Source organism: Burkholderia sp. EMB26 (assembly GCF_024730645.1).
GTDB lineage: Bacteria > Pseudomonadota > Gammaproteobacteria > Burkholderiales > Burkholderiaceae > Burkholderia > Burkholderia cenocepacia.
Genome location: NZ_CP078071.1, coordinates 742,405 through 755,316 on the forward strand (window position 1 = coordinate 742,405; position 12,912 = coordinate 755,316).

Here is a 12,912-nt window from a genome sequence, read left to right on the forward strand (position 1 = left end):
ACGCATGACGCACGAGCGGCGCGCAGATCGCGCGCCGCCCACGCGCGGCTTACTCGCTCGTCGACGCGTCCGGTTTCTTCTGCAGCCTCGGCGGCAAACGCCAGTTGCCGCTGTGCTGCAACCCGTCGACGAACTTCGCGCGCTCGTCGGGCGTCAGCGTCGCCGCGAAATCGACGACGCTGCGCTCGACCTGCGCACGCATCGCGGTGTCGGCCGCGCGCGTGCGGTCGAGCGCCGCATCGATCGCCGCGCGATCGAGTTGCGGCGCGGCGAGCAGGTCCAGCACGGTGATCCGGCCGTCGCGCCCTTCGCGCGCGAAATCGCGACCGCTCTTGCGAGCCGCCTTCAGCGCCGCGGCGAACTCGCGCTGCCGCGCATCGGGCAAGCCGTCCGCCGCGAAACGCAACGCGGTGCGCGATGCGGGCGTGCCCGCCGCATGCCCGTCGCGGTGAGTCGAGAACCATTGATACGCGCCGCCGCCGATCGCGCCGAGCATGAACACGTTCAGCACGACCGAGCCGACGAGGGTGAATTTCCAGCCGCGTTCGGTCATTCGTCACTCCCGTCCACGCTCGGACCGCCGAACGTCGTCGTCAGATAGCCCGGCTCGTGCTGCGCCGGCGACGCGCTGCCGAGCATCAGCATCGACACGGCCACCGCCCCCGCGAGCGCGCCGGCCAGGCCGACGCCCGCGAACGCCGCGCCCGACCACCATACGGCGCCGCGCCGGCGGGCGCGCTGCGGCGCGGGCGCCGTGGCGACGATGCGCTCGACGAGCGCCGGCGCCGGAGGCGCGACCGTGTCGTACGCGAGCCACGCATCGAGGTCGGCCGCATCGTCGAGCGCCAGCAGCGCGTCGCGCGGGTTCGCGTGCGCCCACGCCTCGGCGGCCGCGCGCTCGCCGGCCGGCCAGCGCCGCGCGTCCGAGCCGTACGCGGCGACGATGGTACGAAATCGTTCGGGTGTCATCGCTTGTCCTCGCTAGGTGGGTCGCCGGCCAGTTGCGCGCGCAGGTTGCGCCGCGCACGGGCGAGCAGGCTTTCCAGCGCATCGACGGTGATGCCCATCAGGTTGGCCGCTTCCACGTTCGACATGTCCTGATAGTACTGGAGCACCAGCGCTTCCCGCTGCCTCGGCGGCAACGCGGCCAGCGCCTGCCGCACGCGCGCATCGCGCGAACGCAGTTCCGCATGCGCGGCCGGCTCCGGTTGCGTGTCGGGCACGTCGGGCAGCGTATCGACGGGCGCCTCGCGCCGGCCGCGCAACCGGTCGTAGCACAGGTTCAGCACGACGCGATGCAGCCACGTGTCGAAGCGCGCTTCGCCTTCGCGCCAGCGCGGCGCCTGGTTCCAGATTCGCAAGAACGTCTCCTGTGCGACGTCCTCGGCTTCGCTCCGGTCGCCGAGCATGCGCGTCGCCAACGCGAGCAGCCGCGGCAGCTTGCGCGCGACGAGCACGCGCACCGCCGACGCATCGCGCGCGCCGACACGTGCGACGAGTTCCGCGTCCGGATCGCGGTCGCCGCGATCGCTCAACGCCGCCTGCTCCGTCGCGCGGCGCGTGCGCGCCGCACTGTCACGGCGGCAGGACCCGCCGCCCGGCTGAAGCTCATCGTCGTGCTCTCCTTGCATGCGTCGGGCCATCGCCGGACGGCGCCATGCCGACGGTGCGTCGACACCGCGCGCGTCGCGCCCGGCATCGCACACGGTGCCGGCCGAGCCGGATTCATCGACATCCGGTTCGCGCCGCATGTCGATCCTCGCAGCCCGCCACGCGAGCGTGGGCCGGCGCGCTCAATATACGACGACCGGCGCGGGCCGGTAATACACCGGACGGGCCGGCACCACGACGCAGCCGGCCAGCGCGATCGCCGCGGCCGCCAGTATCACGATGATTCGAAAAGGCATCGCTTCGACTCATGATGTTGCGTGAAAAATCCGCTGCGCCGGCATCGCGTGCCGCGCGGCGGCCTGCACGTCAGGCCCAGTGGCCCGGCACCCAGCGCCAGGCCGGGCCGCGCGCGGCCCAGTGTCCGGGCACCCAGTGGTAACCGACCCGCACCACTTGCCAGTGGCCCGGAATCCACACGTAGCGGCCCTGCCGCCAGTGCCAGTGGCCCTGATCCCATACGTAACCGGCACGCGGCGCCGGCATGACTTCGACGCGCGGCGGCGGCGGCGCGTAAGGCGCGACGATGACGGCCTGCGCGAATACGGCGGACGTCGCGAGCGCAGCCAGGCATCCGACGGCCAATCGCAATGGAACGGAAAGTTTCATGAAAGACTCCGAAATAACGGGCATCGACCGGAAGCGGTCGTTCATGCGTTAAACGGAGCGGACGGGAGAAATCCGTCGCGGTATCGGCAAATAAATTTCGGAGAAAGTGAACGGGCGCGGGAGCGGACCGGCGGCCACGACGCGCGCCTCTGCACATCGGCGGCCGCAGGCGCAGGGTTGCGGCACTGTCACAACGCGGCAAAACTGCCCTTCGACAATGCATGCGACCGGGATCCCGCTCGTTTCCGGCCCACGCCCCGGCCGTGCGCGCGCATGGCCGCGCGGTTCCGCGTCTCGCGCCCCATCAACGAAAAACACCGACCATGTCGAACCAGGACACTCTCCCTGACCAGCCGAACGAGCCGGCCGCCTCCGTGTCGCGTCGCGGCTTCCTGAAACTCGCCGGCGTCTCCGGCCTCGCCACCGCCGCCGGCGGGCTCGCGGCAGCCCGCGCCGCCGCGTCGAACCCGGACGGCACGCCCGAGCAGGTTCACCTGACGTGGGGCAACGACCCGACGTCCGAAGTCGTGATCTCGTGGGCGTCGCTCGCACCGGCCGTCAATCCGCGCGCGCGCATCGTCGCCGACGGCGAGCCGGCGCGCACCGTGCACGGCGTCCAGCGCCTGTACACCGACGGCCTGAACGGCGAGACCGTGTTCGCGTACCACGCGCGCGTGCACGGGCTGAAGCCGGATACGCGCTACCGCTACGAGATCACGGCCGACAACGACGGCAATGCGGCACAGCCGTTCTCCGCGCACTTTTCGACCGCGCCGCGCGGCCGGGCGCCGTTCCGTTTCACGAGCTACGGCGATCTCGCGACGCCCAACGGCGCGTGGGTGCTGTCGTCGCCGCAAAGCCGCTTCGCGGTGCAGGCCGTCGAGCAGTTCCAGCCGCTGTTCCACCTGCTGAACGGCGACCTCTGCTACGCGAACCTGAACCCCGCGCACCAGCCCGAGGTGTGGCGCGATTTCGGCAACAACAACCAGACGTCGGCCGCGAATCGCCCGTGGATGCCATGCCCCGGCAATCACGAGATCGAGTTCAACAACGGTCCGCAGGGGCTCGACTCGTATCTCGCCCGCTATACGCTGCCGGAGAACGGCACGCATTTCCCCGGCCGCTGGTACAGCTTCCGCGTGAGCTCCGTGCTGTTCGTGTCGCTCGACGCCGACGACGTCGTGTACCAGGACGCCGCCGCGTTCGTCGGCGGCCCCGCGCCGCTCGTGCCGGCCGCGAGCACCGGTCGCCCGCCGATCGAGCCCGGCACGTCGTTCTACGTGCGCGGCTACAGCAACGGCGAACAGACGCGCTGGCTCGAACGTACGCTGCGTCACGCCGCGCATGACGACGATATCGACTGGATCGTCGTGCAGATGCACCAGGACGCGCTCAGTTCGTCGAAGACGGGCAACGGGTCCGACAAGGGCATTCGCGAAGCGTGGCTGCCGCTGTTCGATCGTTACGGCGTCGATCTCGTGCTGTGCGGCCACGATCACGACTACGAGCGCAGCTATCCGGTGCGCGGCTGCAATCACCGCGCGGGCGTCGACGCGAAAACCGGCGAAGTGGTCGAAACGCTGCAGCCGCGCCCGGTCGGCTCGAACGATCCGAACCGTACGACGTTCGACACGAGTCACGGCACGATCCACCTGATCCTCGGCGGCGGCGGCACCAGCGCGCCGCTCGACGTGTACGGCGAAAACCCGTCGACCGGCTTTGCGCAGGCGAAGGTGTTCACGAAGCCGAACCGGCCGGTGCCCGGCACCGCGCCGAACACGTTCGTGCGCCAGCCGGCCGATGCGCTCGAGGATGCGATCTGGTCCGCACGCCGCGACACGGGCACCGGCTACGGGATCGCGGTGTTCGACCACGATCCGGGCAAGCCGGGCGGCCACACGACGATCACGATGCGCTACTACCACGCGCCGGGCGCCGACCAGCACCCGACCGCGCAGTACGAGCTGTTCGAGACGATCGAACTGAGCAAGAAGCGGCACGAGCGGTGACCGGACGGGCGCCCGCTGCGGCGGGCGTCTGACGCTTCGATCGCCCGGCTCGTTGCGCGCGCAACATGACGGGGCGACCAGGATGCCGCGATTCGCGAAGTACCGGTCGAACGTCGCGCGCGGCATCGCCACGTTTTGCTGCGTGCGCACGTCGAACCCGGACGGGTTGTGGAACAGCCAGTCGCCCGTGTCGCGGTTGGTGCCGAACACGAGGACCCGATGCCCGCCGCGCGACGGCGGCTCGAAACCGTCGTGCCGGATGACAAGGCGGCCCTCTCTTGGTGGTTTCGTGAAGCCGGCACGCGGACGTCGACACGGTGAGCTTCGCCGATCCGGCGGACCCCGGCGGCAATTCCTCGAGTACTCGACCGAATTCGACCTGAAGCGCATCGTGCTAGAGTGCGGCGGCAAGAATCCGGCGCTCGTGCTGCCCGATGCGCCCGATCTCGACGCGGTCGCGCAGCCGATCGTCGACGGCGCGTTCCGGAGCATGGCGGGCACTGCCCGGCGCCGTCGCGTCATCCGAAATCGAATTGGCATGTTGAAACAGGCAGCAAGCATGAAACGCAAGAACAAGGCAACGCTCATCGGGCTCGGTGCGGTGCTGTTATGGGCCTCGGTGGTCGCGCTCGTTCGCGGCGTCAGCGAAAGCCTCGGCGCGACCGGCGGCGCGGCGATGATCTATACGGTGGCGTCCGTGCTTCTGCTGTTCTCGATCGGCTTCCCCGACCTGAGCCGATTCCCGAAAAACTACCTGCTGTGGGGCGGGCTGCTGTTCGTGTCGTACGAGCTGTGCCTGTCGCTGTCGATCGGCTATGCGAGCAACGGTCGGCAGGCGATCGAAGTCGCGATGGTCAACTATCTGTGGCCGAGTCTCACGCTGGTCGCCGCCATCGCGTTCAACCAGCAGCGCGCGAATCTGCTGGTCGTGCCCGGCGTCCTGCTGTCGATGCTCGGCATCTGCCGGGTGCTCGGCGGCGACCAGGGGCTCGATCCGGCCGGCATGCTGCGCAACGTCGCGGACAATCCGCTCAGCTACGGGCTGGCGTTCGTCGGCGCGCTGATCTGGGCCGGCTATTGCACGGTGACCGCGCGCATCGCCGACGGCAAGAACGGCGTCACGCCGTTCTTCATGCTGGTCGCCGCGGTGCTCTGGATCAAGTTCGCGATCGAAGGCGGCGGCGGCATGACGTTCAGTTTGCACGCGGTCGGGTATCTCGTGCTGGCGGCGTCGGCGCTCGGCTTCGGCTATGCGGCCTGGAACACCGGCATCATGCACGGCAACGTGACGGTCATCGTCGGCGCGTCGTATTTCACGCCGGTGCTCGCCGCCGCCGTCGCCGCCACGCTGCTGCACGCGCCGCTGTCGGCCGAGTTCTGGCAAGGCGCGTCGATGGTGTGCGGCGGCTCGATCCTGTGCTGGCTCGCGACGCGCAGCCGCCGTGACAAGGCCAGGCCCGTGCGGATCGTCAACGAGGCCGACGGTAGCTGCCACGGGTGACGAGGCCCGGTGCCATCGTCAACTTTGCGATTCCAGCGCGATCCGCACGGCCAGCCCGGCCAGCACCGTCCCCATCAGCCAGCGCTGAACCGCCGCCCAGAGCGGCCGCCCCGCGAGAAAACCCGCGATCGAACCCGCCGCGCACGCGATCAGCGCGTTGACGCTGACGCTCACCGCGATCTGCACGCAGCCGAGCGCCAGCGATTGCGCGAACACGCTGCCGTGCCCCGGCACGATGAACTGCGGCAGCAACGACAGATACATCACCGCGATCTTCGGGTTCGCGAGGTTCGTGACGAAGCCCATCGTGAACAGCCTCGCGCGGCTGTCGTGCGGCAACTGCCGGACCTGGAACGCGGAGCGCCCGCCCGGCTTCAGCGCCTGCCACGCCAGGTACGCCAGATACAGCGCGCCGGCAACGCGCAGCGCATCGTACGCATACGGCACGGTCATCACCAGCGCGGTGATGCCCACGGCCGCGCACACCATGTAAAACACGAATCCCAGCGCGACGCCGCCGAGCGACACCAGCCCGGCGCGGCGGCCCTGGCAGATCGAGCGCGAAACCAGATAGATCATGTTCGGCCCGGGCGTCAGCACCATGCCGAGCGACACGAGTCCGAACGCAAACAGGGTGGGCAAGGCTGGCACGGCGCACTCCTTCAGGGCAACGATCACGAGGTCAGAACAATGTATTGCATGTTGACCTTCGCCATCGTGAATAAACTGCAAGCGCCCCATGAGCGCCGTTCATCGTGCCCGCTGCTCGCTATCTGCCCTTTTTCGCACGGGTCCGGACCGTCTTTTCCGCCTTCGCGCGTTGCGCGTCGACGAGCCGTACGAACGCGTCGGTGACCGCGTTGCCGGCGGTATTCCACGCCAGTCGCACCGAGCGATGCAGCCGTGGCGACAGCGCCAGCACGCGCCCGCCGAACGGCGTGTACGTGAGCGTGATGCGCGGCACGATCGACACACCCATGCCGGCCTCCGCCATCGACAGGATCGTGCGCATCTCGACCACGTTGAATGCGGGCCGAAGCGGCGCGCCGCCGCGCGCGAAGTAATCCGCGATCACCGGCCCGCATCCCGCCTTCGAGAAAATGAACGGCGCCGCGGCCAGCTGCCGGGCCGACACGCTCTTGCGGCCGGCGAACATGTCGTCGGCCGCCACCGCGACGAAATCCTCGTCGAGCAGCGGCAGGTGGTGCGCGAACGTCTTCGTGCCGGCCACCACGCCGACGTCGGCCGTGCCGTCGTCGAGCCACCCTTCGACTTCGCTGTCCGTGCCTTCGAGCAGCACCGCCGATACGCCCGGGTGCATCTCCTTCAACGCCTCGATGGCGGGAACGACGAACGCCAGCGACACGCTCGGCAGCGACGCAACCACCAGCTTCCCTTCGAGCTTGCCGCGCGACAGGCTGAACTGCTGGCGCAGCATCTGCGCTTCCCGCACCACGCTCTGGACATACGGCCACAGGCGTTCGCCGGCCGCCGTCAGCACGACCGGCTGCCGGTCGCGCCAGAGCAGCTTGACCTGCGTGAGGTCCTCCAGCTCCGTCAGCGCATGGCTGATCGCGGATTGACTGCGGCTGAGCCGGTCTGCCGCGGCCGTCAGCGAGCCGAGTTCGACCACGGCAGCGAGGGCCTGCAACTGGGCGAGCGTCATCGGGTTTCCTCGTTAGAAGGTATGTATGCGGCGCATGAGACGGCCGATTCACTTGAATTATATTGAACCGGTGCGACGGTCATGCAGCCGACACGCGCACCGCGCCATCCGCGAGCCGAATGCCGGATGCAACGCTCGGGTAAGATGCGTGATCGAACCGCCGCGTCGATGCAGGCGCATCACGCTGCACGACGGGCCGGGCCGCACAACCGGCCGATCAGGTTCGCACCGATCCCGAACACCTTGCGTGCACGATGCACGCGACCGCCACGGGCGCCGTCGACGACGCTCGCTGCCGGCTACGCCGCGACATGCCATTCCATGATGCATTTCAATCTGACTGAAGGGGTGCTGGTCTCCAGCCTGCAGGGGCTCACCGCGTTCGAACTAGCCGGCATCGCCGTCGCGCTGCTGCTCGGCGGGATGGCCAAGGGCATCACCGGCATCGGCGTGCCGCTGATCGCGATGCCGATCCTCAGCCAGTTCCTGCCGATCCGGCATGCGGTGCTGCTGCTGTCGATGCCGATCATCCTCGGCAACATCCCGCAGGCGCTGGAAGGCGGCCAGGTACTCGCGACGGCACGCAAGATCGCGGCCCCGATCGCCGGCACCGTGATCGGCAATGTCGTCGGCGTGGCGATCCTGCTGTCCCTCAATCCCGGTCACGCACAGGCCGCCTCCGGCGCGCTGCTGATCGTGGCCGCGACACTGATGCTCGCGGCGCCGAAGCTCGACCTGCCGCAAGCGTGGCAAAAGCCCGTCGGTTTCGCGCTCGGCTTCGGTGCGGCGCTGATGGAAAGCATCGCATCGGTGCCCGGCCCGCTGCTCGCCACCTACCTGATTTCGTCGGGCGCGACCGGGCGCGTATTCACGAAGCAGATCGCGATCATCCTCGTGGTGTCGATCGTCACGCTGATCACGACGTTCAGCGGCGCGGCGCACGCGAGCGGCGCCGACCTTGCGATCTCGGCGGCCGCCAGCCTGCCGGCGATTGCGGGCATGTGGCTGGTTCGCCCGCTGCGGGACAAGATGTCGCCCCGGATCTTCAGGATGGTCGTCCTGCTGTTCGTGCTCGTCGCGGCGGCGCAGATGATCTGGAAGTCGGGCGTATTTCGGCACGGCGGATCGGCCACGGCCCAGACGGGTGGCGTGCACGCGACCCAGCCGTCGATCGCGCATGCGTTCTGAAAGCTGCCACGCGTAGTATGCGCAGACCACCCGGCGTATCGCTCCGACCGACAGCGCGGACGATACGCGGCCGGCTTTGCTGCGCGTACGCTGATACCGATGTCAGCATGGCCATGTCGTCAGAGGCAAGAAATGGAAACGTATGTATTGCTGGGCTGCGGATTGGGCCTTGGCCTGTTGATCGCGATCTGGGGCATCTGGTCGCTCCGCTGACGCGCGGCGGCCCCGTCCGCGCGCAAGGAATCCATCTGGAGCAGGACGCGAAACCGTCGTGTCGATGAACGGTTCCGGTCGATTTGATTTGCAGTCCGATTCAGCCTGCCATCGCCCGCCTCCGAGCCGTCGGCCATCGCCGCCGGCCGGCACGCAGCCCGTCCGGCCCCGCGCCCTGCTCCATTCCCGAAGACGCGTTAGACTAGTCGGATGGAACAATGCCGTTATTGCCAGAGAATCCGCGATGAATGGGATTGCCACGGCGACGAATGCCGCCGGGCAATCGCCAAGGCGCTGCGCCGGCAGCGCGCCGGCCTGCCGATGGTCCCCGACCGCATCCGCAACGAGCTGCCGTCCGGCGCGCCGACCCAGCAGGTGATCGCCGTCCTGTCCCGCCAGCGCCTGCGCGCGCGGCGCGGCAACGAAGAACGCCGCGAGCGCAAGGAAATCGACGACGACGGGGTCTGATCCCGCAGCCCCGCCGCTTCGACGCGCGATATTCGGCGGCCCTTGCCGCCGCGCGCATGTCCGTGCGCGCCCGTCTGTTCACGCTCCCGCCAATTGCTTGCAATCCCCGCAATACCGAATGGGGACGGAAGACGTTCGTCTCGAAATTATTACCTCGAGCGCAACGATCTTTCACTCAAACTCGCGTTTACCCTAGGTGAAGCGACGCCTACGATGTAATCAACCGCTGACGACATGGTGTCGAACGCGGAAAGCCAATAAACATCGGAGGTCATCATGAAATCGCTCGTTTCCGCAGTCGTTGCCGCCGCCGCCCTGTCCGCGTCGTTCGGCGCATTCGCCCAAAGCACCGTGACCCGCGCCCAGGTGCGCAACGAACTGGTCCAGCTCGAAAACGCGGGCTACAAGCCCAGCCAGTCGAGCCCGTACTACCCGGCCGACATCCAGGCCGCGCAAGCCCGCGTGCACGGCATCGACAACAGCGGCGCCGGCTCGCAACCGGCCGCGACCGTCGAGGGCGGCGCACCGGTCGTCCGCGCGCAGAACCCGCGCGACTCGGTCTACTTCGGCCACTAAGCCTGCCGCTGCGCGCTTCGCACCTGCAGCCCGCCCATGCGACGAGCCCGTCCCGCGACGGGCTCGTCGCGTTTCGGCCCGCGGTCAGCGGCTGCCGCCGGATGCGACGCGGCCAGTCTCGTCGGGTGCGCCGCTGCGCACCAGATCCTGGTAGCGCACGCACACGCACTGCGGGGACGCCTTCGCCGCGTACATCGCCGCGTCGGCCTTGACGAGCAACTCCTCGGCCGACGCGCCATCCGCCGGAAACTCGCTGACGCCGATGCTCGCGCCGACGGCCATGCGCCCTTCGTCGAACTCGAGCGCCTCGGCCATCACGATCTGGATGCGCGACGCGACATCGCCGATCACCGCCGGCGAACGCACATCCGACATCAGCACGATGAATTCGTCGCCGCCCAGCCGCGCCACCATGTCGCCGCTGCGCAGCACCTGGCTCAACCGCTTCGCGACTGCAACGAGCGTACGGTCGCCAACCGAATGCCCGTGCTGGTCGTTGATCTGCTTGAAGCGGTCGAGATCGACGAACATCACCGCCAGCCCCTCGCGCACCGCGGCCGCATGCCGGATCGCGGCATCGAGATGCTCCATGAACAGCAGGCGGTTCGGCAGGCCCGTCAGCGGATCGTGGCCGGCGAGGTGCGTGAGCTCCTGCTGCTTCGCGCGCAGCATCGCGACCTGTGTGCGAATCTCGACGCGCATGCTGTCGAAACAGCGCGCGAGCACGCCGATCTCGTCGGCCCGCGCGACCGGCAGCCGTTCGGCCGCCGGATCGTCGAACACGTGCGTGGCGGCGCGCGCGAGCGTCTGCAACGGCCGCGTGATCGCCCGCGCGAACAGGATCGCGAGGATGACCGCCAGCAGGCTCGATACGAGCACCATCCTGACGATCCGTTCGCCCAGCATGCCGGCCGGCGCGAGCACGTCGGCGAGCGGCCGGCCCATTCCCAGCACGACGAAGCGGTTGCCTTCGTCGTGTCCGAACGGCGTGCGGACGAACGCGAACATCTGGCCGGGTGCCGCGTCGGGCTGCGCGAGGCCATTGAGCGTCACGTTCATGCGCCCGCTGTCGAACAGCGCGCGCGTGACGGCAAAGCGATCCTGCATCAGCACGCGCCGGCCGCGATCGAAGCCGAACGTCTGTTCCGGATCGGGATGCACGAGAAAATCGCCCCACTCGTTCGCGAGATAGACCGCATAGTCGTCCGGCAAATCGCGTTCGAGCCGGTCGAACACGCGCGACAACTCGACGTCGACGACGAGCGCGCCGACCGTCTGCCCCGCTGCGTCGACCACCGGCGTGCCCACGCGCAGGATCGGCAGCCCCTCCGCCGCGTGCGAGCCCGTCTCATGATTGACCACGATCGGCGACAGGTAGATGTGGCCAGGCGCCGTCGCGAGCGTATCGAATACATAGGAGAACTGCCCTTTCTCCTGGAATTCGCGTTCGGGCAGCACGACGATGCCGCGCGCATCGCGATCGAGGCGAATGCGTTCGATCCCGAAATGCCCGCGCGCGATCAGACGGATCTGCAGGTACTCCGCGTGATTCCGCATGAAGCTGTAATACACCTGTTCGAGCCGCATGCGGCGCGCTTCGTCCGGATGGTCGGCGCCCGCGACGAACGCGGACGACGGCAACTGCGCGAGCACGAGCGCATCGTCGGCGACGTCGGCGAGCGCGGTCGTGAAGCGCTGCCCGAGCAGTTGCGTCGACATCAGCAGACTGTGCTGCGCCTCCTGCACGAGCATCGCGCGGTTGGCGCGATACGCGTAGTAGCCGGTCGTGCCGGACGCGATCACGCCAATGCACGCGAACAGCACCGACAGCTTCGACGTGAGCCCGAGCCGGATCATTTTCCGAACCGCTCCGGCCGGTCGCCCGACACGATGCGGCCCCACAGCGATTCGCGGCGCGCAATGTCCTCCACGGGCTGAAGCCATACGAGATGCTCGTGCCCGGTGTCGAGGCCGCGCGGCGGCTCGAGCGTGTTCGCGAGCCCCTGGCGCTCGGTCAGCAGCGCGCCGATCGCCGGTTCGAGCATGTAGTTGATCCACGCGAACGCGAGCTCGGGACGCAGCGCGCCGCGCGTGACGGCCCAGCAGTCGAGCCACGCGAGCGCGCCTTCGTCCGGGATCACGTAGCCGACGTCCGCGCCGGCGCGGCGCAACTGCTCGACCTGCTGCGTGCCGTAGTTGCCGAACATCAGCGCCGCGCGATGCTGGACGAACAGCGCGGTCGCCTCTTCCGGAAGCGTGTAGTAGGTTAGCAGGTTGCGGCGCAGGTCGATCAGCTTGCGCGCGACGGCAAGCGTCTGCGCGGGCGACAGACGGAACGGATCGGGATAGCCGAGCGCCAGCGCCGTGAACGAGAAATTGTGCTGCGCGCTGTTGAAGTCGAGCACCTTGCCGCGATAGCGCGGATTCCACAGTTCGCGCATCGAGCGCGGCGCGGCCGGCACCTGCTTGCGGTCGTAGATCAGCCCCATCGACGAATAGGTGAACGGGACTGCGTAGGACGCGCCGTCCTGCACGAGGCCGCCGATCATCGCGAGCTGCTGGAAATTCGGCAACTGCCGCCGCCGGTTCGGGATGCGCGACAGGTCGACCGGCGCGAGCAGGTGCTCATGCGCATAGCGCTGGATCTCGGCCGTGTTCGCGGCCAGCACGTCGTACGGCGGCGGCGATGCGCTGTGCAACCGCGTCCACAACGCTTCGTCGGAATCGACCAGCGTCACTTCCACACGCACATGAAACTGCGCCTCGAATGCGCTGACGATATCGCTGTCCGCATAACCGGGCCACGCCAGCACGCGCAGCACGTTGTCGTTGACGGTTTCGGGAGAGGCGGCGACGGCCGGCGGGACGGGCGCCAGTAAGCCTACCGTCAATATGACAAGCAGCGTACGCACGGCGCGGCGCGCGCGCGTGCCTGCGCCGATTCCCCTGATCAATCGGACCCCGCGTGAATCGCCCGGCTGCATTCGACTGTCCTTTTTCGAGTCGATGCGATA

At 68.6% G+C, this 12,912-nt stretch carries 13 protein-coding genes and 1 pseudogene; 6 read left to right on the top strand and 8 right to left on the bottom strand.

Annotated elements, in window-relative coordinates:
- Window positions 1–49: 49 nt before the first annotated feature.
- From KU887_RS20185 to KU887_RS20200, 4 genes are all read right to left on the bottom strand, one after another.
- Entirely contained in the window at window positions 50–553 is a 504-nt protein-coding gene (locus KU887_RS20185; protein WP_048988148.1) for a periplasmic heavy metal sensor, read from the bottom strand.
- Window positions 550–969 carry a hypothetical protein gene (locus KU887_RS20190; protein ID WP_062885567.1) on the bottom strand — a complete coding sequence of 140 codons (420 nt, stop codon included), beginning with the start codon at window positions 967–969 and terminating at the stop codon, window positions 550–552. The genes KU887_RS20185 and KU887_RS20190 overlap by 4 nt, the downstream gene beginning before the upstream one ends.
- Window positions 966–1,751: an RNA polymerase sigma factor gene (locus KU887_RS20195; protein ID WP_080323777.1), complete on the bottom strand. Its 786-nt coding sequence runs from the start codon at window positions 1,749–1,751 to the stop codon at window positions 966–968. The genes KU887_RS20190 and KU887_RS20195 overlap by 4 nt, the downstream gene beginning before the upstream one ends.
- 226 nt (window positions 1,752–1,977) lie before the next feature.
- Window positions 1,978–2,277: a YXWGXW repeat-containing protein gene (locus KU887_RS20200; RefSeq protein WP_006493271.1), complete on the bottom strand. Its 300-nt coding sequence runs from the start codon at window positions 2,275–2,277 to the stop codon at window positions 1,978–1,980.
- A gap of 323 nt (window positions 2,278–2,600) precedes the next feature.
- On the opposite strand from KU887_RS20200, the gene KU887_RS20205 reads away from it, so the two are divergent.
- From KU887_RS20205 to yddG, 3 genes and pseudogenes are all read left to right on the top strand, one after another.
- Entirely contained in the window at window positions 2,601–4,286 is a 1,686-nt protein-coding gene (locus tag KU887_RS20205; RefSeq protein WP_006485997.1) for a metallophosphoesterase family protein, read from the top strand.
- Between the two features lie 259 nt (window positions 4,287–4,545).
- Window positions 4,546–4,725 (top strand): annotated as a pseudogene (locus tag KU887_RS20210) (hypothetical protein); the annotation flags it as partial.
- Between the two features lie 120 nt (window positions 4,726–4,845).
- On the top strand, window positions 4,846–5,787 hold the full coding sequence (gene yddG / locus KU887_RS20215; protein WP_143272892.1) for an aromatic amino acid DMT transporter YddG: 942 nt from the start codon (window positions 4,846–4,848) through the stop codon (window positions 5,785–5,787).
- A gap of 18 nt (window positions 5,788–5,805) precedes the next feature.
- Here the strand turns inward: yddG and KU887_RS20220 are convergent, their stop codons facing one another.
- Both KU887_RS20220 and KU887_RS20225 read right to left on the bottom strand, forming a co-directional pair.
- On the bottom strand, window positions 5,806–6,438 hold the full coding sequence (locus KU887_RS20220; protein ID WP_006494750.1) for a LysE family translocator: 633 nt from the start codon (window positions 6,436–6,438) through the stop codon (window positions 5,806–5,808).
- A gap of 118 nt (window positions 6,439–6,556) precedes the next feature.
- A complete protein-coding gene (locus tag KU887_RS20225; protein ID WP_060211161.1) occupies window positions 6,557–7,453 on the bottom strand; it encodes a LysR family transcriptional regulator in 897 nt (298 codons plus the stop codon).
- A 321-nt stretch (window positions 7,454–7,774) separates the two neighbouring features.
- Here KU887_RS20225 and KU887_RS20230 point away from each other — a divergent pair, with 321 nt between their 5' ends.
- From KU887_RS20230 to KU887_RS20240, 3 genes are all read left to right on the top strand, one after another.
- Window positions 7,775–8,641: a sulfite exporter TauE/SafE family protein gene (locus tag KU887_RS20230; protein ID WP_046337914.1), complete on the top strand. Its 867-nt coding sequence runs from the start codon at window positions 7,775–7,777 to the stop codon at window positions 8,639–8,641.
- A gap of 423 nt (window positions 8,642–9,064) precedes the next feature.
- The gene (locus KU887_RS20235; protein WP_006478949.1) at window positions 9,065–9,322 is read left to right on the top strand and encodes a hypothetical protein; all 258 of its coding nucleotides are present in this window, start codon (window positions 9,065–9,067) and stop codon (window positions 9,320–9,322) included.
- Window positions 9,323–9,598: 276 nt separating this feature from the next.
- Window positions 9,599–9,898 (top strand): DUF4148 domain-containing protein, encoded by a 300-nt coding sequence (locus KU887_RS20240; protein ID WP_006486001.1) that lies wholly within the window; start codon window positions 9,599–9,601, stop codon window positions 9,896–9,898.
- An 84-nt stretch (window positions 9,899–9,982) separates the two neighbouring features.
- On the opposite strand, the gene KU887_RS20245 is transcribed toward KU887_RS20240, so the two are convergent.
- Both KU887_RS20245 and KU887_RS20250 read right to left on the bottom strand, forming a co-directional pair.
- Window positions 9,983–11,755, bottom strand: a complete 1,773-nt coding sequence (locus KU887_RS20245; protein ID WP_062885569.1) for a sensor domain-containing diguanylate cyclase — start codon at window positions 11,753–11,755, stop codon at window positions 9,983–9,985.
- Window positions 11,752–12,882: a PotD/PotF family extracellular solute-binding protein gene (locus KU887_RS20250; RefSeq protein ID WP_060211163.1), complete on the bottom strand. Its 1,131-nt coding sequence runs from the start codon at window positions 12,880–12,882 to the stop codon at window positions 11,752–11,754. The genes KU887_RS20245 and KU887_RS20250 overlap by 4 nt, the downstream gene beginning before the upstream one ends.
- Window positions 12,883–12,912: the final 30 nt, after the last annotated feature.